The following is a 21,715-nucleotide window of genomic DNA, read 5'->3' as shown; positions in this document are numbered from 1 at the left end:
CTGTGGTCAGCGGTCGGACTTGCGACGCAGGCGGACCACGACATCGACATGGGAGATTTCCATGCCTTCCGGAGGCTCCGGAAGATTGTCGATCTGGATATTGCTCACCGGAATGTCGAGCACCTCATTCTGCCCTTCGACGAAGAAATGATGGTGGTCGGACACATTGGTGTCGAAATAGGTCTTGGCGCTCTCGACCGCCAGCACGCGGATCATGCCCGCTTCGGTGAACTGGTGCAGCGTGTTGTAGACGGTGGCAAGCGAAACCGGGACGCCGGCCTCGACCGCCTCTTCGTGCAGTTCCTCGACGGTCAAATGACGGTCGCCCTTGGCGAAAATGAGATCCGCAAGCGCGACACGCTGGCGTGTCGGGCGCAACCCCGAATTGCGCAGCCTCTCCTGCGAACACATTTGTGGTGCTTTCGTCATACGCAGCCGTTTCGCTATCCTGGCCAAAATTCACAGATTATCCGTTTGCGATATAACTTCTGCCGCCGCCGCTTTCAATAGATTCCGAGCTTCCAGGGGGTGCAAGCGCCTGAAAATCGGCCCAAAGCAGGGGAAGGCTGGCATTTAACTCTGGTCGTGCCCACATTCATATTGTAAGCGACGGCGGAAAGATGTCGCTAATAAGAGCCGCATGAGAGAAAAAGTGAAGCGGGTTTTCGCCGCGATCCGCACTACCTTATAGGATATCGTCGAAGCGGAAACTGCGGCAGGCGGGATTGCCATTGGCGCAGGGTCACGCTTCAATTCAGCCCGAACTTGCTCTAAAGCAGGTCGGAGAACACTCAGTCACTCGGGGAAATAACCATTCATGACAACCAGACAATCCAGCTTCAGCTATGAGGAAATCCTGACCTGCGGCCGAGGTGAAATGTTTGGCCCCGGCAATGCCCAGCTGCCGTTGCCGCCTATGCTGATGTTCAACCGCATCACCGACATCTCGGAAACCGGAGGCCCGCACGACAAGGGCTACGTCCGCGCCGAGTTCGACATCACGCCGGACCTCTGGTTCTTCCCCTGCCACTTCATGGGCGACCCTGTCATGCCCGGCTGCCTTGGCCTCGATGCCATGTGGCAGCTGACCGGATTCTTCCTCGGTTGGATCGGCGAGCCCGGCAAGGGCCGCGCGATTTCCACCGGCGAGGTGAAATTCACAGGCATGGTGACGCCGAAGACCAAGCTGGTCGAATACGGCATCGACTTCAAGCGCGTGATGCGCGGCCGCCTGGTGCTCGGCATTGCCGACGGCTGGATGAAGGCCGACGGCGAAGTGATCTACAAGGCCAGCGACCTCAAGGTCGGTCTTTTCCAGGAAAAGGCCGACTGAGCCGCAAAACGGCCAGGACGGGTTCAAGTTAAGAAAAGGTCATTACCATGAGACGGGTAGTTGTCACGGGCCTCGGCATCGTTTCCTCGATCGGCAACAATGCCGAGGAAGTCACGGCGTCGCTGCGCGATGCGAAATCGGGCATCACGTTTTCCCCGGATTTCGCCGAGAACGGCTTCAAGTGCCAGGTCTGGGGCGCGCCTTCGCTCGACCCGACGGATCTCGTCGACCGGCGCGCCATGCGCTTCCTGTCGCAGGGCGGCGCCTGGAATCACGTGGCGATGAAGCAGGCAATCGCGGATTCGGGACTCGAAGCCGCCGACATCACCAATGAGCGCACCGGCATCATCATGGGCTCGGGCGGTCCTTCGACCCGGACCATCGTCGAGGCTGCCGATGTCACCCGCAAGAACGTGAGCCCCAAGCGCATCGGCCCCTTCGCGGTCCCGAAGGCGATGTCCTCGACGGCCTCGGCCACGCTTGCGACCTGGTTCCAGATCCATGGCGTCAACTACTCGATCTCGTCCGCCTGCTCGACCTCGGCGCATTGCATCGGCAATGCCGCGGAAATGATCCAGTGGGGCAAGCAGGACGTGATGTTCGCCGGCGGCCACGAGGATCTCGACTGGACCATGTCCAACCTTTTCGACGCCATGGGCGCGATGTCCTCGAAGTTCAACGACACGCCGTCCGCGGCCTCGCGCGCCTATGACGTCAACCGCGACGGCTTCGTGATTGCCGGCGGCGCCGGCGTTCTGGTGCTCGAGGAACTGGAGCATGCCAAGGCCCGCGGCGCCAAGATCTATGCGGAGATCGTCGGCTATGGCGCAACCTCCGACGGCTACGACATGGTTGCCCCATCCGGTGAAGGCGCCGTGCGCTGCATGCGTCAGGCGCTCGCGACCGTGAAGGGCGATATCGACTACATCAACACCCACGGAACCTCGACGCCAGTCGGCGACTCCAAGGAAATCGGCGCCATTCGCGAGGTTTTCGGCGAGAAGATGCCGCATATCCAGTCGACCAAATCTCTCACGGGCCATTCGCTGGGTGCTGCCGGAGTCCAGGAATCGATCTACGGCCTGTTGATGATGCAGGCCGGCTTCATCGGCGAAAGCGCGCATATCAACGAGCTCGACCCCGAGTTCGAAGGCGTACCGATCGTTCGCAAGCGGATCGACAACGCCAAGATCGACACGGTTCTTTCAAACTCGTTCGGCTTCGGCGGCACCAACGCCACGCTCGTCTTCCAGCGCTACAACGGATAACACAATGAACGGACTGATGAACGGAAAGCGCGGCCTCATCATGGGTGTGGCCAACAACCATTCTATTGCCTGGGGAATTTCGAAGGCGCTCGCCGCCCAGGGTGCCGAACTCGCTTTCACCTATCAGGGCGAAGCGCTCGGCAAGCGGGTGAAGCCGCTCGCCGCGGAAGTCGATTCCGACTTCCTGCTGCCCTGCGACGTCGAGGACATCGCCTCGGTCGACGCCGTGATCGATGCGATCAAGGAGCGCTGGGGAAAGCTCGACTTCATCGTTCACGCCATCGGTTTCTCCGACAAGAACGAGCTGAAGGGCCTTTACGCGGACACCACGCGCGACAACTTCAGCCGCACCATGGTCATCTCCTGCTTCTCCTTCACCGAAATCGCCAGGCGCGCCGCAGAGTTGATGAACGAAGGCGGCACGATGCTGACGCTGACCTATGGCGGCTCCACGCGGGTGATGCCGAACTACAATGTGATGGGTGTAGCCAAGGCGGCACTCGAAGCTTCGGTGCGCTATCTCGCCGCCGACTACGGCACGCGCGGCATCCGCGTCAACGCGATCTCCGCCGGGCCGATCCGCACGCTCGCCGGCGCTGGCATCTCGGACGCCCGCGCGATGCTTTCCTGGCAGCAAAAGAATTCGCCGCTGCGCCGTACGGTGACGATCGACGATGTCGGCAATTCCGCGCTGTACCTTCTTTCCGATCTTTCGCGCGGCGTCACAGGCGAAATCCACTATGTGGATTCCGGCTACAACATCACCTCCATGCCGACGCTCGAGGCATTGCGCACCGCCGACGTGGAGTAAGACAGCCAATCCGGGTTGTTCACAACCCGGATCAGGCCGCCGTCCAGGCCCAGATCAATCCGAACAGAATGGCCAGAAGCCCGAGGCCGACAACGGCGCCACGCATGTGCCGCAGTTTTCCCGGCACAAGCGGCACCCGATAGAGGCTGCGCAGGAACGGCAGGGGAACTTCCGACGTCTCGCCATGTCCCTCCGTACTCTTGATGTCGCGCGCAATCACCTCTTCGACATCTTCCATCATAGGGGGTCGAGCGGGTCCGAATCCCATAGCCTGCTCCTCTCCTGCAAAGACGCTCGTGCTGTCGCGTCGTTATAACCGACACGACCATGGTGTGCCTGATCGTCCCTGCTGGCAACAACGAAGCGTCACAGGTGAGCCGCGGCGCCGTCCGGAGCTTCCTAGCGTTTCGCCCAGAGCACCTTGAAGCGCGCATTGCGGCAGGTCTCGCCGCTCTCCTTGAAGTTTTCCGCAAGAACCTGCTCGTAGGGCAGGCCGCGATTGGCGACCAGCATCAGCTTGCCGCCGTGCTTCAAGGCCTTGGCGGCGGATTTGATGATCGCGGTCCCAAGCGACGGCTCTGCGGCGTGGCCTTCGTGAAAGGGCGGATTCATGACGATCAGATCGTATTTGTCGCGCGTCTCTTCGCTGGTCAGGTCGTGCCAATAGAAGCGGGCCGGTATCGAGGGGGCGTTCGCCATCATGTTGACGCGCGCGGCCTCCAGCGCTTCATAGTCCGCCTCGAAGAGATCGATGCCCTTCAGCCCCGGCGAGGCATGGGCGAGCATCACCGACAGATAGCCCCAGCCGGCGCCGAAATCGGCCGCGTGGCCGGTAAGATCCTTGGGAAGGCGCGAGGCAAGGAGCTCCGAACCGGCATCAACGCGGTCGTGCGAGAACATGCCCGGCGACGCCTCGAACAGGCCATCGACACGCACCGGCACCTTGGCGAGCGCGGATACGGCCTCCGACACATCCTCGGGGCGGGTGAACCAAAATGCGACACCATGGTATTTCGGCAGCGAGTCGCCGTCCCAGCCGAACTTGCCGATCTTCTTGCGCAGCGACTGGATCCCGTCCTCCTTGCCACCTGCTATCATGACCAGCGCACCGGCGCGGGTGCGCTTGAGCGCCTCGGCGATCCGATCTTCGTTTTCGCCCTTGTGCTTGCCGCAGAGCACCAGCGCGGCGTCATACTCCTCGCCCTCGGCGAGCGGCGTCACGTCGGCGCGTGCCGCTTCCAGTGCGCGATAGAGCGGCCTCAGGGGCTGCACGGCGGCAATCGAGGCGGAGAAGTCCTGCGGCAGCCTGTAGCCGGCCTCTGCCCCGAGAAAGAGCACGCGTTCATCCTCTCCCGGCGGATCGATGACGGCGGTCTCGAAAGGGTAGAACAAGGTTTTCAGTGCATCGCGGCTCATGGGGTGTCGAATCCGTTCTTTGCTTACAGAAAGGGGGCGCGGAGCGATCCGCTCCGCGCCCCCGAATGTTTCCGGCGGCAGGCTTATTCGGCCGCTTCGCCGCCGTCCTTCTTCTCGGTCTTCTCAGCGACGACCTCCTTGCCGGTCGCCTGATCGACGACCTTCATGGAGAGGCGAACCTTGCCGCGCTCGTCGAAGCCCATCAGCTTGACCCAGACCTTGTCGCCTTCCTTGACGACATCGGTCGTCTTGGCGACGCGTTCGGAGGCAAGCTGCGAGATGTGGACCAGGCCGTCGCGGGCGCCGAAGAAGTTGACGAAGGCGCCGAAATCGGCGGTCTTGACGACCGTGCCTTCATAGACCTGGCCGACTTCCGGCTCGGCAACGATCGAGTGGATCCACTTGCGGGCCGCTTCGATCTCCTTGGCGGAGGCGGATGCAATCTTGACGGTACCGTCGTCTTCGATGTTGATCTTGGCGCCGGTCTTTTCGACGATCTCGCGGATGACCTTGCCGCCCGAACCGATGACTTCGCGGATCTTGTCGACCGGGATGTTCATCACTTCGATGCGCGGTGCGAATTCGCCGAGCTGGCCACGGCTCTCGGAGATGGCCTTGGCCATTTCGCCGAGAATGTGCATGCGGCCGCCCTTGGCCTGGTTGAGCGCAACACCCATGATCTCTTCGGTGATGCCCTCGATCTTGATATCCATCTGCAGCGAGGTGATGCCGGCTTCCGTGCCCGCAACCTTGAAGTCCATGTCGCCGAGATGGTCTTCGTCACCGAGGATGTCGGAGAGAACGGCGAAACGATCGTCTTCCTTGATGAGGCCCATGGCGATACCGGCGACGGGCTTGGCAAGCGGGACGCCTGCATCCATCAGCGCCAGCGACGTGCCGCAGACGGTGGCCATCGAAGAGGAGCCGTTGGACTCGGTGATTTCGGAAACGACGCGCAGCGTATAGGGGAACTGTTCCGCCGTCGGCAGCATCGGGTGGATGGCGCGCCAGGCGAGCTTGCCGTGCCCGATTTCACGACGGCCCGGAGAACCCATGCGGCCCGTTTCACCGACCGAGAAGGGCGGGAAGTTGTAGTGCAGCATGAAGTTTTCCTTGTACATGCCGGTCAAGGAATCGACATACTGCTCGTCTTCGCCGGTGCCGAGCGTGGCAACGACGATCGCCTGCGTTTCGCCGCGGGTGAACAGCGAGGAACCGTGCGTGCGCGGCAGGAGGCCTACCTCGGCGACGATCGGCCGGACCGTGACGAGGTCGCGACCGTCGATGCGGCTCTGGGTGTCGAGGATGTTCCAGCGGACGATCTTGGCCTGCAGGTGCTTGAAGACGGCTGCGATTTCTTCCGCCGTGTGAGCAGGATTCTCGATGCCTTCAGGCAGGAAGTGTTCCTTCACCTTGGCCTTGACGGCGTCGACCGCGGCGTAGCGGGCAGCCTTCTCGGTGATCTTGTAGGCATTGCGCAGTTCATCTTCGGCAATCGAAAGCATGGCGTTTTCGAGGGCCGAATGATCTTCCGGTTCGAACTCGCGCGGCTCCTTGGCCGCAACTTCGGCAAGCTTGATGATCGCGTCGATCACCGGCTGGAAGCCCTTCTGGCCGAAGACGACAGCGCCGAGCATGATGTCTTCCGGCAGTTCCTTGGCTTCGGACTCGACCATCAGAACGGCTTCCTGGGTGCCGGCAACGACGAGATCAAGCGAGGATTCGTCCATTTCGTCGAGGTGCGGGTTGAGCACATACTGGCCGTTGATGTAGCCGACGCGGGCGCCGCCGATCGGGCCCATGAAGGGGATGCCCGAAAGGGTGAGCGCGGCCGACGCCGCAACCATCGAGAGAACGTCCGGATTGTTTTCCAGGTCATGCTGCATGACCGTGACGATCACCTGGGTGTCGTTCTTGTAGCCCTCCGGGAAGAGCGGACGGATCGGCCGGTCGATCAGGCGCGAAACCAGCGTTTCGTTCTCGCTCGGGCGGCCTTCACGCTTGAAATAACCACCGGGGATCTTGCCGGCAGCGTAGGTCTTTTCCTGGTAGTTGACGGTGAGCGGGAAGAAATCCTGGCCGGGCTTCGGCGCCTTGGCCGAAACGACGGTGGCGAGCACCACCGTTTCGCCGTAGGTGGCGAGAACGGCACCGTCAGCCTGACGCGCGATCTTGCCGGTTTCGAGCTTGAGCGGACGCCCTGCCCATTCGATTTCTACCTTGTGGGTCTCGAACATGTTCTGTCCTTCGTGTGCGGGAGACCTTCCGCGGCTGCTGCAGCGCGGATGATCGGAAAGCCGCTTGGTGGTGGCGCATCACGGGCAAGACAACGGGAGGCTTCAAAACAAACCGGCTCGGTTCCGTCTCGCCGTGCTGCCCGCGTGGCAGCTCACGGCACGCGGGCGCCGAAGCATCCTGCAATCCTGCCCCATGACGGGCCATCGGTTGATCCGCGATACCGGCCCATCCGGTTCGCTGGACATTCTCTCCAATCCCTGCGCCACAGGCGCCAGCGGAGAGACGATTTCCTGCAGCGCCGCGCGTCTTTTCAGACATACAAAGGTCGCAGCAGCACTTTGAGTTTCTGCATGGTTTTATCCTTCAATCGGCCCCGATTTAAGGAAGCATGCAGCAGGCGATCACGCGCCCGATAAAAAACCGGCGGACCGCAAGCGATCCGCCGGTCAAGTCGTTTAGCGACGGATGCCCAGGGCACCGATCAGCTTGGTGTAACGCGCTTCGTCTTTCTTCTTCAGATAGTCGAGGAGCGAACGACGGCTGGAAACCATCGCGAGAAGACCACGGCGGGAATGGTTGTCCTTCTTGTGGCCCTTGAAGTGTTCGGTCAGGTTGTTGATCCGTTCCGTCAGGAGCGCAACCTGGACTTCCGGAGAACCGGTGTCACCTTCAGCGGTCGCGAATTCCTTGATGAGCTGAGCCTTGCGCTCTGCAGTAATCGACATCGGATGATCCTTTCGTTTCGAGGATTTCGGGGTCGCCGGCAGCCGGGATGTCGTCCAGCCGCGGCCGTTCATACGAAGAGGCAGTGCCTTTCGCTGGCGTGCCTATAAACGAAATGGATCGAAAAGGAAAGGGTCATGGAACCCGGCGTCCGGAAGCGACGCGTCACGCCTCAATTGCCGGTTGGATGAGGGTGCGCTACTCCCTTCCAGGAACTGGGAGTGCTATCCAGCAAGCCTTTGAAAAGCGTCGGCGTCCGCGTGTTGCCCCGTCAACTTCCGGTTTCGGCCGGCGCGTCGCCTCTGCCGCCACGCGGAATTCGGATGGTCCATTCGATGCCGTCCGGGTGCATCGTCCTTTCGAGTTCGGCCCCGAGCGCCATGCCAAGCATGCGCTCGAGCACGACTGTTCCGAAGCCCGTTCGCCCCGCTGCCTGCCCCGAAGCTTGTTCGGGCGGCGCTGCGATATCGGCACCCTCTTCGCGCCACCGAATGGCGATCATTCCGTCGGATACCGACCAGTCGAGTCTGATGACACCGGTGGCGTTGGCGAGTGCGCCGTGTTTGGTCGCATTGGTCGCGAGCTCATGCAGCGCCATGCCGAGCATCTGCGCCACCTGTGTTTCCAACCGTACGGCCGGACCGCTGAGGACGACGCGCCGCGAGTCGTCGGGAGCAAAGGGTTGCAGTTGGTTCTGCGCCAGTTCACGGAAATCGACGCCGAGTGCGGCATTGGCAACCATCAGGTCGGTCGACCGGGCCAGCCCGGCGATCCGCTTTCGAAAGGCATCGGCGAATTCCGAAGCGCTCTCGGTGGAAGACGCCGATTGGTTCAACATCGACTGAATGACCGTGAGCTGGTTCTTTGAGCGGTGCGCGACCTCTCTCATCAGAAAGCGGATTTCCCCTTCGGCCTTGGTGCGGGCCGCGGCAGCCTGGGCAAACGCGCTCGATACGTCCTCGACCTCAGTGATCATGTAGCGACGCGGCTTGATCGGCTCGCCGGCACCGAGACGGCGCGCGTCCATGGCAAGCAGCTTCACCCCCTGCGAGAGCAGGCGGGCGATCGTGAGTGAACCCGCCACGGCGAGGCTTGCGAAGATGATGCCGCCAAGCGACAACCAGAGGAACGACCACAATATCGGCGCATCGACAACCGCACGCGGCGCCCAGGCGACGATGCGCCATCCGGTCACGATGGAAAACTCGGTCGCGACGCGGTAGTCGGCGCCCTTTTCGCTGATGTTGGCGACGCCGATGCTGATCGCCGGCAGCTTCTCGAGGAAGAAGGCGTCACCCGGTTTGACCGCGGCATCGGAAGACACGATCACCCGGCCGCTGCCATCCACCAGTGCCGCATTCCAGCCCGGCGACAGCGTGTCGCGATTGACGGCCTTCGCCATCCCGTCAGCGTTCTGCGTCAGGGCCAGCAGATAGCTCTCCCCGGTTGGCAGGCTGACCGGGAGATAGACATTGAAGGCCCATCGCCCGTCGGTGCTATCGAAAAACACGCCGGAGACGAGCGGGCCCTTGTTCTTGAAGGCGAGCTCGATCGACTCCGGATCGGACGCCGGTCCAAGCGGCGCACCGAAAGGAAGCCGCGTGTTCAGTCTCTGATTGTGGCTCCTGTCTATGACGATCAGATTGGAATCGGTGTCCGCCAGGGCAACAGAAGCGCGATTGTAAAACGCGCGCATGTCGCGCAGTTCCATCGCGTTCGAAGTCGAAAGAACCTTGAGCGTCGTCAGCATGCCTTCGACCTCGCGCTCGACGATGCGCGCCACGGAACCGGTCGAGGCCTTCAGAAGCGAAGTCACGACCTGCTCCTGCGCATCCACGCTGCGTTTCAGGATGACGAATGAGAAGATGAAGGACGGGATGATCGCGATCAGCAGCAGCGAGACCAGGTAGAAGCTGAACGGCCGGCGGAGACGGTCCCGAACCAAGGCTGCTGCAGCCTGCAAGCCGCCGCGCGAAGCTTCTCCGTGGTCCTTCTCTGACACTCCAGTCACCCCGGCCCGCCTTTCCCCGTCTGTCGCCGCGCCGCCGGTGGCCAACGCTGACACGAGGTCCCGTGCGCTCCTTGCACGTCGGCCGCACAACCGCCACGGGTTGGCGTGCATGGCGAAATCGCGATCTCGGATTGGCCTCGATTGCCGCGAATGGCCGTATCCGAACGGATCGAATCGCCACCCGAGATCATGCGTCAGCGTTTCGCCAAACGCAAACCGCCAACAGTGCCGCGCGTCTTCCAGTTGCGCGAAGGACGCAGCGGCACTTTGAATTGCTACATATTTTTATCCCTTAATCGGCCAGGATTTAAGGAAATATGCATTGGTGCGGTCGGATCAGGACGTGGCGAACACGCGCTTCGGCCGGAATTCGCCTTCGGCGATCTCGCCAATCGCTACGAGCTTGCCGCGCGCCGTCGCATAGGCCTCGGGAGCGGGCAATGGTGCCTCGCGGCCACGCAGGATGATCGGATTGCCCATCTTGAGGCGATGCGCCTGATCATCGTTGACGGCGATGTGCGGCAGGCCGGAAAGGGCCTCGCCTGTCTCGATCAGGAAGTCATCCAACGCGGCGAGCCGCTCGGCATCGTCCTCGATCTTCTCCAGCGCGACGAGGTCGGAAAGCGGCACCATGTCATCCTCGCCGAAGGGCGCCACGAAAGTGCGGCGCAGTGAGGCGATATGCCCGAAGCAGCCGAGATCGCGGCCCATGTCGCGCGCAAGCGAGCGAACATAGGTTCCCTTGCCACATTCGATCTCGAAATGCGCGAGATGCGGCGTGCATCCGATCAGGGAGAGCCGGAAGACCTCCACCTCGCGAGCGGGAATCTCCACCGCCTCCCCGTCGCGGGCGAGATCGTATGCGCGTTCGCCGTCGATCTTGATTGCCGAGAATTGCGGCGGCACCTGGCTGATCACACCGGTATATTTCGGCAGCAGCGTACGGATAGCCTCTTCCGTTGGCCGTTCAGCGGACGCGCGGACGACCTCGCCTTCGAGATCGTCGGTCGCCCGCTCCTCGCCCCAGGCGACGGTGAACTCGTAGATCTTCCGCCCATCCATTACGTAGGGGACGGTTTTCGTCGCGTCACCGAGCGCGATCGGCAGCATGCCGGAGGCGAGCGGGTCGAGCGTGCCGGCGTGACCCGCCTTCTGCGCCTTGAACAGCCACTTGATCTTGGAAACGGCCTCGGTGGAACCAAAGTCGAGCGGCTTGTCGAGAATAAGCCAGCCCGAGATCGGGCGACCCTTGGGTTTGCGCGGTTTGGACATGGGTCTTTCTTATTCTTCGTCGTCGGAATCGGAATCGAGGTCGCGGCTGACCTCCGGCGAGCGCAACAGGGCGTCGATCTTCTGATAGTTGTCGAAGCTCGTATCGTCCCTGAAACGGACGTCGGGCATGTATTTCATCTGCCGGAGCTGTGGCCCGAGCCGCCCGCGGATGAATTTTGCATGCCTGTTCAGTGCCTCGATGACCGAGGCGTGATCCTTGAGACCAAGCGGAGTCACATAGGCGGTGGCGATCTTGAGATCGGGCGACATGCGCACTTCCGAAATGGAGATCACCGTGTTCTCGATCAGCGGATCGCGCACTTCGCCGCGCTGCAGGACCTGCGTGATCGCGGCGCGCACCTGTTCGCCGACGCGCAGCATGCGCTGGGACGGAGCGGAGGATGTGGATTTGGTCATCGTGCTTACCTCGGATCACGTCATGATCTTGGCATGATCTTGGATTGAATCCGCTCAAAATCACCGACGGGATCGATTTCAAATGAAACGCGGGCGGCGGGCGGCCAACCGCTCACGCTTTTCTCATCCCGCGTCAAAAAGTGCGAGCGCCGAACAGGAGCCGGCGCCCGCACAATCTCCAACCGGACAGATATCAGAGTGTGCGCGTAATGTGTTCGACGCGGAAGCACTCGATCGTGTCGCCGGCGCGGATGTCCTCGTAGTTCTCGAAGGCCATACCGCATTCCTGGCCGGCCTGGACTTCCGAAACTTCGTCCTTGAAGCGCTTGAGCGTCTTGAGCTTGCCCTCGTGGATGACGACGTTGTCGCGCACGAGACGGACACCGACGCCACGCTCCACCTTGCCCTCGGTGACGCGGCAACCCGCGACCTTGCCGACCTTGGTGATGTTGAACACCTCCAGGATCTCGGCATTGCCGAGGAACGTCTCGCGCCGTTCGGGCGACAGCAGACCGGACATCGCCGCCTTCACGTCATCCACCAGATCGTAGATGATGTTGTAGTAGCGGATTTCGATGCCGGCACGCTCGGCCGCATCGCGCGCCTGCTTGTTGGCACGGACGTTGAAGCCGATGATCGCGGCGTTCGAGGCTTCGGCGAGCGAGATATCCGACTCGGTGATACCACCCGCACCCGAATGCACGACGCGCGCCCGAACCTCGTCGGTTCCGAGCTTTTCGAGAGCGCCGGCGATCGCTTCGATCGAGCCCTGCACGTCGCCCTTGATGACCAGCGGGAACTCCTTCATGCCGGAAGCATGGAGCTGGCTCATCATCTGCTCGAGCGAACCGCGCGAGCCGGACTGGCGCGCAACCATCTTTTCGCGTGCGAGCCGCTGGCGATATTCGGAAATCTCGCGCGCACGGCTTTCGTTCTCGACCACCGCGAACTTGTCGCCGGCTGCCGGCGTACCGGACAGGCCGAGGACTTCGACCGGGGTCGACGGGCCTGCGGACTTCACATGCTCGCCCTTGTCGTTGACGAGTGCGCGCACGCGACCCCACTGGTCGCCGGCGACGATGATCTGGCCGGGCGTGAGCGTACCCTTCTGGACGAGAATGGTCGCAACCGCACCGCGGCCGCGGTCGAGCTCGGCTTCCACCACCGTACCTTCGGCCGTCCGGTTGGAATTGGCCTTGAGGTCGAGGATTTCGGCCTGCAGCAGGATCGCCTCGAGCAGCTTGTCGAGGTTGGTGTGGTTCTTCGCCGAGACTTCGACGTCGAGAACTTCACCGCCCATCGATTCGACGAAGACTTCGTGCTGCAGCAGCTCGGTGCGGACCTTCTGCGGATTCGCCGTCGGCTTGTCGATCTTGTTGATCGCCACGATGATCGGCACGTTAGCCGCCTTGGCGTGGTTGATCGACTCGATCGTCTGCGGCATCACGCTGTCATCGGCCGCCACGACGAGGACGGCGATATCCGTCGCCTGGGCGCCACGGGCACGCATCGCCGTGAAGGCGGCGTGGCCGGGGGTGTCGATGAAGGTGATCTTCTGGCCGTTCTGCTCGACCTGATAGGCACCGATGTGCTGGGTGATGCCACCGGCTTCGCCGGCAACCACGTTGGCGTGGCGGATCGCATCGAGCAGCGACGTCTTGCCGTGGTCGACGTGGCCCATGATCGTAACGATCGGCGGACGCGCCTCCATGGTCTCTTCGGTGTCGGCGATGTTGAAGATGCCCTCTTCGACATCCGACTCCGAGACGCGCTTGACAGTGTGGCCGAATTCGCCGGCAATGAGTTCGGCGAGATCGGCGTCGATCAGGTCGCCCGGCTTCATCATCTGACCTTCCTTCATCAGGAACTTGATGACGTCGACGGCGCGTTCGGACATGCGCTGCGACAGTTCCTGAATCGTGATGGTCTCCGGCAGAACGACTTCGCGCGAAATCTTCTCGCGGGTCTCCTGCATCTGGCTGCGCTTGAACTTTTCCTGCCGGCGACGCATGGCCGAGAGCGAACGTCCACGCTGACCGCCATCCTCGTCGACGGCGGCCGTCAGGGTCAGCTTGCCCTGGCGACGGCCGTCATCACCCTTCGGACGGGTGACAGGCTTCGCGGGTTCCGGACGCGTGACCTTGCCCCGCGCGGGACCAGCACTGCGCGAGCCGCGATCGTCCTCTTCGTCTTCGCCGGCGCGGCGGCCGCGCAAGGCGGCGGCGCCCGGCGCCTGCGGGGCAGCAGCCGGAGCGGGAGCCGGACGCGGCGGTTGCGGGCGCGTGTCGGGGCGGCGTTCCGCGGTGACGGCGGGCGCAGCCGCGGCCGGACGCTCTTCCTCAACCTTTTCGGCGACGACCGCCGGACGTGCTGCCTCTTCGGCGGCACGGCGCGCGGCCTCTTCCCGTTCGCGTGCGGCACGCTCTTCTTCCTCGCGCCGACGGCGGGCTTCCTCTTCGACGCGGCGCTTGGCTTCCTCGGCCTCGCGGATCTGGGCTTCGGCCAGGGCGCGACGGCGGGCTTCCATCTCACCAGCGGACAGATCGTTGAGAACCACGCCGCCGCGCGGACGGTTCTGCTCCTGCCGCGGCTGATGCGGTTGCGGCTGCGGCGCGGGGCGGCCGGACGGCTGCGGCGGCATGGGGCGCTGCTCCGGCGCACGCGCTGCCGGCGACGTGTTCATGGGCGTGATCGGCCGCTCGTCTTCAGGACGGGAATGGCGCCGCTTCTTGGTTTCAACCACAACCGCCTTGGTGCGGCCGCGGCCCATGTCCTGACGCACTGTCCCCTGCTGAACCCCGGAGGGTTTCAGGGTCAGCGTCTTCTTGCCCGCTACGCTGAGTGTCTTGTCGTCTTTGTTGTCGGTCATTCCGTTCCGTTCCTAGCGATCAAGGCCGGATGCGAAACACCTGACCCTGTCTTCCAAATTGTCTCAAACAATGCTCGCGATGCCGGCCCTTGCCGGTGACGCGTATCATTGCTGTGGCTTGCCAGCGCCGCCTTCGGCCCGGACCGGGACGGATCCTCGGTACTTTTCGAGCATGATTGCGCGCTTCACTACACCCTCACCCGCCTGCCCTGCAAGCGCTGCGGCATGGATAAAAGCATTACTTCCCAAAAGCCCATCCATTTCCGCCGCCGTGAAGGGGCGGAAGGCGGCTATTTCCCTTTCATCCTCGGCAACGAAACTCATCGCCTTGCGAGCCTGGTCGATCTTGCGGACACCGTCGGCGGCCGCATCGATGGCATGGAAGACGGCGAGCGCCGCAAGACCGCGCACCGCCTGTTCCGTCTTCGTCGCCCCGGAGACGAACTGGCCGGCCTTGCGCGCCATGTTCATCATTCCGGCAAGCTGCTCGACAAGCAGCCTGTCGACGTCGTCCGCCAGTGTCGAGTCGGCCCTGGCGTCGGCCTTGAGGGCGCGGGCGAAGAGCTTCTTCGCCGCTGCCTTCTCGACAAGCGCCCGCTCCGCCTTGATCCAGCATCCGCGCCCGGGAAGCTGTCGCTTCAGGTCCGGCACCACGCGTCCGTCAGGAGCAGCAACGAAGCGGACCAACTCGTCTGGCGAACCGCTCTCGCGACTGACGATGCAGGTCCGCGTGCTGCCGCTCCGGTCCTTCGGGCCCTTGTCCGAAGGCAGGGTATCAGCATCGGTTTCCGCTATCATCGTGATCAGGCGTCCTGCTCGGCGCCTTCGGCGACCTCGATCGGTTCTTCCGTCTCGCTTGCCAGATCTTCTTCGGTGATCCAGCCTGCGGCCAGACGCGCCTGGACGATCATCGCCTCGGCCTCTTCACGGGTCACCTCGAACTTCGAGAAGATGCCCTCGAAGCGCTTGGTCTCGCCGTCCTTGCGCTCGGTCCAGCCGACGAGATCGTCGGCGGCGCAACCGGCAAAGTCCTCGACGGTCTTGATACCCTCTTCGCCGAGCGCAACCAGCATCTGGCTGGTCAGCCCGTTGATCGTGCGCAGTTCATCGGCGACGCCGAGTTCCTTGCGCTTGGCGTCCATCTCGGCTTCGATCTTGTCGAGATATTCGCGAGCGCGGGTCTGGATCTCGGTCGCGGTCTCTTCGTCGAAGCCGTCGATCGACGAGATTTCGTCGAGATCGACATAGGCGAGTTCCTCGACCTGGGCAAAGCCTTCGGAGGCGAGCACCTGGCCGACCATCTCGTCGACGTCGAGCGCCTCCATGAAAAGCTGGGTCCGCTCGTTGAATTCCTTCTGACGGCGCTCGCTTTCCTCCTGCTCGGTGAGGATATCGATATCCCAGCCGGTCAACTGCGAAGCGAGGCGGACGTTCTGGCCGCGGCGGCCGATGGCGAGCGAAAGCTGCTCATCCGGAACCACCACTTCGATACGCTCGGCATCCTCGTCGAGAACGACCTTGGCGACTTCCGCCGGCTGCAGGGCGTTGACGATGAAGGAGGCCGGGTCCTGCGACCACGGAATGATGTCGATCTTCTCGCCCTGAAGCTCGCCGACAACGGCCTGGACGCGAGAGCCGCGCATACCGACGCAGGCGCCGACCGGATCGATCGACGAGTCGTTGGAGACGACGGCGATCTTGGCGCGCGAGCCCGGATCGCGGGCAACCGACTTGATCTGAATGATGCCGTCGTAGATTTCCGGCACTTCCATGGTGAAGAGCTTGACCATGAACTGCGGATGCGTGCGCGACAGGAAGATCTGCGGCCCGCGCTGTTCACGACGGACATCGTAGACGAAGGCGCGGACGCGGTCGCCGTAGCGCATGTTTTCACGCGGGATCATCTCGTCGCGGCGGATGATGCCTTCGCCACGGCCGAGATCAACGATGACGTTGCCGTATTCGACGCGCTTCACCGTGCCGTTGACGATCTCGCCGACGCGGTCCTTGAACTCCTCGTACTGGCGGTCACGCTCGGCTTCGCGGACCTTCTGCACGATCACCTGCTTGGCCGACTGCGCGGCGATACGGCCGAAATCCATCGGCGGCAGCGGATCTGCGATGAAATCGCCGATCTTGGCGTCGGGGTTGCGATCGCGCGCAAGCTCCAGCGGGATCTGCGTCGAATAATCGTCCGCCTTGTCGACTACTTCCAGAAGGCGCTGCAGACGGATTTCGCCGGTCTTCGAATTGATGTCCGCGCGAATGTTCGATTCCGAGCCATAACGCGAGCGAGCCGCCTTCTGGATCGCATCCGCCATCGCGGCCAGAACGATCTCGCGGTCGATCACCTTTTCGCGTGCCACAGCATCTGCGATCTGCAGAAGTTCGAGCCGGTTAGCACTGACTGCCATATCTTGTCTCCGTCTGGTTGCAGGGGCCTTTGAAGCACGCCCTGCCTTATTCGATAGGTGAATCTTCGTCTTCGAAATTCTCGTTGGCGGCGCGCGCGGCCTTCGCCTTCTTGTCGGCCGTCAGCGCATCGCGGATCAGGTCGTCGGTCAAGATCAGCCTGGCATCCGAAAGCGCCGTGAACGGGATCGCGACAACCGCTTCCTCACCGTAGGCGGGCTGGTCCCGCTCGAGACGGAAGCCGTCTTCGTCCACCGACACGATCTTGCCGCGAAACCGCTTGCGACCTTCGACCATCACCGAAGTCTCGCATTTCATCAGATGGCCCTGCCAGCGGAAGAAATCGGACTTGCGCACCATCGGGCGATCGATGCCCGGCGACGACACTTCGAGATGATACGCCTTGTCGATCGGATCTTCCACATCGAGGACGGGCGAAATGGCCTTGGAAACCTCTTCGCAATCCTCGACGGTCATGGTGCCGTCGTTGCGCTCCGTCATGATCTGCAGCGTCAAGCCGTTCTGGCCGGACATGCGCACGCGCACGAGGCGGAAGCCCATCTGCACGAGCACGGGCTCGATGATGTCGGCAATGCGCTGATCGAGACCGGTTTCGGTGATCAGCCGCGGTTCATTTGCGTTTTCAGCCGTTGTCTTATCGGACAAACGATCGTCTCCTCATCGGACCGGCTAATAAAAAAGAGCGGGTCCTGACGGGCCCACTCTTCATCTACCGATCAAGAATTTGACGCTCATATACGCTTCATCGGCGCAAATTGCAAGGCTCGCAGCCGCAACCCTAGAGGCGGCGACGCAGAGAAAACTACTTTCGTGTCGGATCGTCAATTTCAGCAGCTGGCGTGCCACAATTCGAAGTCTATAAGGAAGCATCCGCTTCGCGTTGGTCAACGAAAGAGAAGGTGACGAGCCGCATGTCGCCCCTGTCCCCCTTCAAACACGAGACATTCCGGATCATCTGGATCGCCAGCCTTGCCTCCAATTTCGGCGGACTGATCCAGGCAGTGGGCGCCGCCTGGCTGATGACCTCCATCTCGCAGTCAGTGAACATGGTGGCACTGGTGCAGGCCTCCACTGCGCTGCCGATCATGCTTTTCTCGCTGGTGTCGGGTGCGCTTGCCGACAATTTCGACCGGCGACGGATCATGCTTGTCGCACAGGGCTTCATGCTAAGCGTTTCGGCCATCTTGACGGTCTGCGCCTATTTCGGCCTGATCACGCCGTGGCTGCTTCTGCTCTTTACCTTCCTGATAGGCTGCGGAACGGCGCTCAACAACCCGTCATGGCAGGCTTCGGTCGGCGACATGGTGCCGCGCGATGACCTGCCGGCGGCGGTGGCGCTGAACAGCATGGGGTTCAACATGACGCGCAGCGTCGGCCCGGCGATCGGCGGTGCGATCGTCGCGGCTGCGGGCGCCGCGGCAGCCTTTGCAGTCAATACGCTCAGCTATTTCGCGATCCTCTTCGCCCTTTTCCGCTGGAAACGCGAAATTGCGGAAAGCCCGTTGCCGCGCGAAACGCTCGGGCGCGCGGTTTCGGCCGGCCTTCGTTATGTCGTGATGTCGCCGAACATCGGCAAGGTGCTCCTGCGCGGTTTCGTCTTCGGCCTGTCGGCCAGCGCCATCCTTGCGCTGCTGCCGCTTGTCGCCCGCGATCTCGTCCGCGGCGGCCCGCTCACCTACGGCATCATGCTCGGCGCCTTCGGCCTCGGCGCGATCGGCGGCGCGCTGCTGAGCGCCCGGCTCCGGGAACGCCTGTCGAGCGAGTCGGTCGTGCGCTGCGCTTTCGCCGGCTTTGCCACGAGTGCGGCGGTTACGGCGATCAGCACCGAGGCGTGGCTGACCTCGCTTGCCCTCACCGTCTCCGGCGCCTGCTGGGTGCTGGCGCTGGCGCTGTTCAACACCACGGTTCAGCTCTCCACCCCGCGCTGGGTGGTCGGCCGGGCGCTTTCCCTCTACCAGACCATGACCTTCGGCGGCATTGCCGGCGGCAGCTGGCTATGGGGCGTTGCCGCCGAGCAGTACGGCGCCGCCAACGCCCTCATCGGCTCCTGTCTTCTCATGCTCGCCGGAGCGGCCGTCGGCCTGCGCTTCGGGCTGCCGGAATTCGAGTCGCTGAACCTCGACCCGCTCAACCGCTTCAACGAGCCGCCGCTCGAGCTCGATCTCAAGCCGCGCAGCGGCCCGATCGTCATCATGATCGACTATGAGATCCACGAGCCCGACATTCCCGAGTTCCTGACGACCATGGCAGAGCGGCGGCGCATCCGCATTCGCGACGGCGCGGGACACTGGGCCCTGATGCGCGACCTTGAAAACCCGACGACCTGGACCGAGACCTACCATGTGCCGACCTGGGTGGAATATGTCCGCCACAACCAGCGGCGCACGCAGGCCGATGCGGCGGTCGGCGACAAGCTGACGGCGCTCCACCGCGGTACGACGCCGCCGCGCGTCCACCGGATGATCGAGCGGCAGACCATCGTTCCGGGGCACTACGAGCGCTACAAGCAGCCCGCCGAGATGCATTGACCGGCGCGTCGGACTGACCGTCAACGCAACTGAGATTTCAGCGAGGCGGCCGGGAAACACGTTGCGGACAGGCCGTTCTTTGCCTGCCAGTCGCCGAGCGACCGGCGTGTCTTGTAGCCCGGCAGGCCATCGACCTTGCCGACGTCGTAGCCCTTGGTGACGAGCGCCTTCTGCATCGCCAGCACGTCGGAACGCAGCATGTTTCCGACATCGCCCCACTCGCCCCGGAAGGCGCCGCCGCCCGACGCGATGCGGTCGGCGAGGTTGCCGATGAAAAGCGCGTAGAGATCCGAATTGTTGTATTCCTTGATCACGTAGAAGTTCGGCGTGACGATGAACTGCGGTCCATGCACTCCGGCCGGCACCAGCATCATGCCGGATGCGGAGCGTTCCGCCGACGGGAAACCCTTGCCGGAGATGCGCCCGATCCCCATGCCGGCCCAGTCGGCAATCGGGCGGGCAAGATCCGGGCCTTCCTGGGCGCAGGAAACACCCTCCGGGATCAAGACTTCGAAACCCCAGTCGCGGCCAGCTTGCCAGCCCTTCTGCGAGAGATAATTGGCGATCGAAGCCAGACTGTCCGGCACCGAATTCCAGATGTCGCGGCGGCCGTCGCCGTCGAAATCCACGGCATATTGCAGGAAGCTCGACGGCAGGAACTGCGGCTGGCCCATGGCGCCGGCCCAGGAACCGCGCATCTCCGCCTCGCGCACGTCGCCGCTATCGAGAATGTGGAGCGCGGCGATCAGTTCGCGCCGGAAAAGCTCGGGTCGCGTCGACATAAAGGCCTTGGTCGCCAGAACGTCCATGATCGGGTGCGGGATCTTCGCCCTGCCGAACCCGGATTCCCGGCCCCAGATGGCGAGCACGATCGGACCGGGAACGCCATACGTTCTTTCGATGCGCCTCAAGGTCGAGGCGTGGGCAGAGGCGAGGCTCCGGCCGGTCGCCGCCAATCCCTGCAGCCGCTTCTCGGAGAAATAGGAACCGGGCGATGAAAATTCCGCCTGGCTCTGCTTGCGCTCCTTCGCCTTGGGAAAGCCGGGAGGCGCAAGGTCGGGCAGATCCCAATTGAGCTTCACATCGGCGAAAGCCGCCTTGAAGGACGTCGCGGAGATGCCGGATTTCTGCGCCTCGGGCCAAAGGTCGCTCTGCAGCCACCGGCGGAACTGGTTTTCGACGTCGGCCTTGGTGGCAGCGTGAGCGGGAAGGTGGAGGGCGAGGAGAGCGGTGACCGTTGCGAGCAGGCGCACGCGGCGTTTGCCCCCCTCAGCACGAAGACCGGCAAACCACGAGCGAACACGAGACTTCAAAAGCATCGGCATCCCTTCAGATCGTCGTGCGCGCCCTGAGCGCAGCCGTCAACGTGCCTTCGTCAAGGTAATCGAGCTCGCCCCCGACCGGAACGCCGTGGGCGAGGCGAGTGATTTTCAGCTCCATGCCTTCGAGCTGGTCGGTGATGTAATGCGCCGTGGTTTGTCCCTCGACCGTCGCATTGACTGCGATGATCAGCTCGCGCACGCCGCCCTTGGCGACGCGATCGACCAAGCCCTTGATGTTGAGATCGTCAGGCCCGATGCCGTCTAGCGGCGACAGCGTGCCGCCGAGCACGTGATAGGCGGCGTTCATCGCGCCGGCGCGCTCCAGCGCCCAGAGGTCGGCGACATCCTCGACGACAATGATCACGGACTGGTCGCGCCGTTCGTCCGTGCACACCGTGCAGGGATCGATCGTGTCGACATTGCCGCAGCAAGAGCAGATGCGGACCTTGCGATGCGCCTCGCCCATCGCGTCCGCAAGCGGACCGAGCAGCTGCTCCTTCTTCTTCACGAGGTGCAGCGCGGCCCGCCGGGCGGAACGGGGGCCGAGGCCCGGCACCTTCGCCAGGAGCTGGATGAGTTTTTCGATTTCGGGGCCAGTGACTCGCTTTGCCATGCCGGGCTTTTAGCTCAATTCATCGGCAAACGGAATCGCTTTGACGCCGATCAGCGCAGGGCGATCGCAACACTGCAGCGACCACGCGAGAAACTGGCACCAATGGCTCGGGTGGAGCCCGCTCAATCAGAACGGCAGCTTCATGCCGGGCGGGATCGGCAGGCCGGCGGTGAGTTCGCGGGTCTTTTCCGCCTGCACGGCTTCCGCCTTGTCCTTGGCGTCCTTGTGCGCGGCAACGATCAGGTCTTCGAGGATTTCGACATCGTCTTCCTTGAAGAGCGACGGATCGATCTTCAGGCTCTTCATGTGGCCCTTGCCGTCGAGGCGGACCGTGACGAGGCCGCCGCCGGAGGTGCCGTCGACTTCGAGCGCGGCGATCTCCGCCTGCAGCTTCTCCATCTTGGCCTGCATTTCCTTGACCTTGCCCATCATGCCCATGATGTCGCGCATCGTCGTCTCCT

At 63.0% G+C, this 21,715-nt stretch carries 19 protein-coding genes; 4 read left to right on the top strand and 15 right to left on the bottom strand.

All coding sequences use genetic code 11. The features are described from left to right. Positions 1-6 precede the first annotated feature (6 nt). Positions 7-429 carry an iron response transcriptional regulator IrrA gene (gene irrA, locus QN222_RS23960; RefSeq protein WP_153442464.1) on the bottom strand — a complete coding sequence of 141 codons (423 nt, stop codon included), beginning with the start codon at positions 427-429 and terminating at the stop codon, positions 7-9. A 388-nt stretch (positions 430-817) separates the two neighbouring features. Here irrA and fabA point away from each other — a divergent pair, with 388 nt between their 5' ends. Genes fabA through fabI form a run of 3 tightly spaced genes read left to right on the top strand, consistent with a single transcriptional unit; the run spans position 818 to position 3,412 of the window. After that, on the top strand, positions 818-1,333 hold the full coding sequence (fabA, locus tag QN222_RS23955) for a 3-hydroxyacyl-[acyl-carrier-protein] dehydratase FabA (protein ID WP_283962464.1): 516 nt from the start codon (positions 818-820) through the stop codon (positions 1,331-1,333). 47 nt (positions 1,334-1,380) lie between these two features. After that, positions 1,381-2,601: a beta-ketoacyl-ACP synthase I gene (gene fabB / locus QN222_RS23950; RefSeq protein ID WP_283962465.1), complete on the top strand. Its 1,221-nt coding sequence runs from the start codon at positions 1,381-1,383 to the stop codon at positions 2,599-2,601. A 4-nt stretch (positions 2,602-2,605) separates the two neighbouring features. Continuing rightward, positions 2,606-3,412, top strand: a complete 807-nt coding sequence (gene fabI / locus QN222_RS23945; protein WP_283962466.1) for an enoyl-ACP reductase FabI — start codon at positions 2,606-2,608, stop codon at positions 3,410-3,412. Positions 3,413-3,443: 31 nt separating this feature from the next. On the opposite strand, the gene QN222_RS23940 is transcribed toward fabI, so the two are convergent. The 11 genes from QN222_RS23940 to rimP all read right to left on the bottom strand — a co-directional run bounded on the left by QN222_RS23940 (position 3,444) and on the right by rimP (position 17,436). Further along, positions 3,444-3,680 (bottom strand): hypothetical protein, encoded by a 237-nt coding sequence (locus tag QN222_RS23940; RefSeq protein WP_283962467.1) that lies wholly within the window; start codon positions 3,678-3,680, stop codon positions 3,444-3,446. Between the two features lie 131 nt (positions 3,681-3,811). Continuing rightward, positions 3,812-4,828 carry a class I SAM-dependent methyltransferase gene (locus tag QN222_RS23935; RefSeq protein ID WP_283962468.1) on the bottom strand — a complete coding sequence of 339 codons (1,017 nt, stop codon included), beginning with the start codon at positions 4,826-4,828 and terminating at the stop codon, positions 3,812-3,814. 83 nt (positions 4,829-4,911) lie between these two features. Further along, entirely contained in the window at positions 4,912-7,065 is a 2,154-nt protein-coding gene (gene pnp / locus QN222_RS23930) for a polyribonucleotide nucleotidyltransferase (protein ID WP_283962469.1), read from the bottom strand. Between the two features lie 456 nt (positions 7,066-7,521). Beyond that, complete coding sequence (gene rpsO, locus QN222_RS23925) at positions 7,522-7,791, bottom strand: 30S ribosomal protein S15 (protein WP_136509269.1); 270 nt, start codon at positions 7,789-7,791, stop codon at positions 7,522-7,524. A 269-nt stretch (positions 7,792-8,060) separates the two neighbouring features. Beyond that, positions 8,061-9,800: a sensor histidine kinase gene (locus tag QN222_RS23920; RefSeq protein WP_283962470.1), complete on the bottom strand. Its 1,740-nt coding sequence runs from the start codon at positions 9,798-9,800 to the stop codon at positions 8,061-8,063. A 336-nt stretch (positions 9,801-10,136) separates the two neighbouring features. Beyond that, complete coding sequence (gene truB / locus QN222_RS23915) at positions 10,137-11,072, bottom strand: tRNA pseudouridine(55) synthase TruB (protein WP_180939794.1); 936 nt, start codon at positions 11,070-11,072, stop codon at positions 10,137-10,139. 9 nt (positions 11,073-11,081) lie between these two features. Then, a complete protein-coding gene (gene rbfA / locus QN222_RS23910) occupies positions 11,082-11,489 on the bottom strand; it encodes a 30S ribosome-binding factor RbfA (RefSeq protein ID WP_283962471.1) in 408 nt (135 codons plus the stop codon). A gap of 193 nt (positions 11,490-11,682) precedes the next feature. Next, on the bottom strand, positions 11,683-14,358 hold the full coding sequence (gene infB / locus QN222_RS23905) for a translation initiation factor IF-2 (protein WP_284005617.1): 2,676 nt from the start codon (positions 14,356-14,358) through the stop codon (positions 11,683-11,685). 105 nt (positions 14,359-14,463) lie between these two features. After that, complete coding sequence (locus QN222_RS23900; RefSeq protein ID WP_283962474.1) at positions 14,464-15,156, bottom strand: RNA-binding protein; 693 nt, start codon at positions 15,154-15,156, stop codon at positions 14,464-14,466. Positions 15,157-15,161: 5 nt separating this feature from the next. After that, entirely contained in the window at positions 15,162-16,772 is a 1,611-nt protein-coding gene (gene nusA, locus QN222_RS23895; RefSeq protein ID WP_283962475.1) for a transcription termination factor NusA, read from the bottom strand. Positions 16,773-16,818: 46 nt separating this feature from the next. Beyond that, positions 16,819-17,436, bottom strand: a complete 618-nt coding sequence (gene rimP / locus QN222_RS23890) for a ribosome maturation factor RimP (RefSeq protein WP_283962476.1) — start codon at positions 17,434-17,436, stop codon at positions 16,819-16,821. 266 nt (positions 17,437-17,702) lie between these two features. Between rimP and QN222_RS23885 the strand changes: the two genes are divergently transcribed. Next, positions 17,703-19,319, top strand: coding sequence for an MFS transporter (locus tag QN222_RS23885; protein WP_283962477.1), 1,617 nt, complete (start codon positions 17,703-17,705; stop codon positions 19,317-19,319). Between the two features lie 20 nt (positions 19,320-19,339). On the opposite strand, the gene QN222_RS23880 is transcribed toward QN222_RS23885, so the two are convergent. The 3 genes from QN222_RS23880 to QN222_RS23870 form a co-directional block, all read right to left on the bottom strand. Then, the gene (locus QN222_RS23880; protein ID WP_283962478.1) at positions 19,340-20,638 is read right to left on the bottom strand and encodes a lytic murein transglycosylase; all 1,299 of its coding nucleotides are present in this window, start codon (positions 20,636-20,638) and stop codon (positions 19,340-19,342) included. 10 nt (positions 20,639-20,648) lie between these two features. Continuing rightward, positions 20,649-21,254: a recombination mediator RecR gene (gene recR / locus QN222_RS23875; protein WP_283962479.1), complete on the bottom strand. Its 606-nt coding sequence runs from the start codon at positions 21,252-21,254 to the stop codon at positions 20,649-20,651. 126 nt (positions 21,255-21,380) lie between these two features. After that, positions 21,381-21,704 carry a YbaB/EbfC family nucleoid-associated protein gene (locus QN222_RS23870; protein ID WP_136509280.1) on the bottom strand — a complete coding sequence of 108 codons (324 nt, stop codon included), beginning with the start codon at positions 21,702-21,704 and terminating at the stop codon, positions 21,381-21,383. Positions 21,705-21,715: the final 11 nt, after the last annotated feature.

Source organism: Sinorhizobium sp. 6-70, from assembly GCF_030124375.1.
In the GTDB taxonomy this organism is placed as follows: Bacteria; Pseudomonadota; Alphaproteobacteria; order Rhizobiales; family Rhizobiaceae; genus Sinorhizobium.
This window is presented reverse-complemented; position numbering and strand designations above follow the sequence as displayed.

Bases quoted from the DNA above. Each gene is read 5' to 3' on its own strand.
- irrA (WP_153442464.1), bottom strand. From the start codon at position 429: ATGACGAAAGCACCACAAATGTGTTCGCAGGAGAGGCTGCGCAATTCG.
- fabA (WP_283962464.1), top strand. From the start codon at position 818: ATGACAACCAGACAATCCAGCTTCAGCTATGAGGAAATCCTGACCTGC.
- fabB (WP_283962465.1), top strand. From the start codon at position 1,381: ATGAGACGGGTAGTTGTCACGGGCCTCGGCATCGTTTCCTCGATCGGC.
- fabI (WP_283962466.1), top strand. From the start codon at position 2,606: ATGAACGGACTGATGAACGGAAAGCGCGGCCTCATCATGGGTGTGGCC.
- QN222_RS23940 (WP_283962467.1), bottom strand. From the start codon at position 3,680: ATGGGATTCGGACCCGCTCGACCCCCTATGATGGAAGATGTCGAAGAG.
- QN222_RS23935 (WP_283962468.1), bottom strand. From the start codon at position 4,828: ATGAGCCGCGATGCACTGAAAACCTTGTTCTACCCTTTCGAGACCGCC.
- pnp (WP_283962469.1), bottom strand. From the start codon at position 7,065: ATGTTCGAGACCCACAAGGTAGAAATCGAATGGGCAGGGCGTCCGCTC.
- rpsO (WP_136509269.1), bottom strand. From the start codon at position 7,791: ATGTCGATTACTGCAGAGCGCAAGGCTCAGCTCATCAAGGAATTCGCG.
- truB (WP_180939794.1), bottom strand. From the start codon at position 11,072: ATGTCCAAACCGCGCAAACCCAAGGGTCGCCCGATCTCGGGCTGGCTT.
- rbfA (WP_283962471.1), bottom strand. From the start codon at position 11,489: ATGACCAAATCCACATCCTCCGCTCCGTCCCAGCGCATGCTGCGCGTC.
- infB (WP_284005617.1), bottom strand. From the start codon at position 14,358: ATGACCGACAACAAAGACGACAAGACACTCAGCGTAGCGGGCAAGAAG.
- QN222_RS23900 (WP_283962474.1), bottom strand. From the start codon at position 15,156: ATGATAGCGGAAACCGATGCTGATACCCTGCCTTCGGACAAGGGCCCG.
- nusA (WP_283962475.1), bottom strand. From the start codon at position 16,772: ATGGCAGTCAGTGCTAACCGGCTCGAACTTCTGCAGATCGCAGATGCT.
- QN222_RS23885 (WP_283962477.1), top strand. From the start codon at position 17,703: ATGTCGCCCCTGTCCCCCTTCAAACACGAGACATTCCGGATCATCTGG.
- QN222_RS23880 (WP_283962478.1), bottom strand. From the start codon at position 20,638: ATGCTTTTGAAGTCTCGTGTTCGCTCGTGGTTTGCCGGTCTTCGTGCT.
- recR (WP_283962479.1), bottom strand. From the start codon at position 21,254: ATGGCAAAGCGAGTCACTGGCCCCGAAATCGAAAAACTCATCCAGCTC.
- QN222_RS23870 (WP_136509280.1), bottom strand. From the start codon at position 21,704: ATGCGCGACATCATGGGCATGATGGGCAAGGTCAAGGAAATGCAGGCC.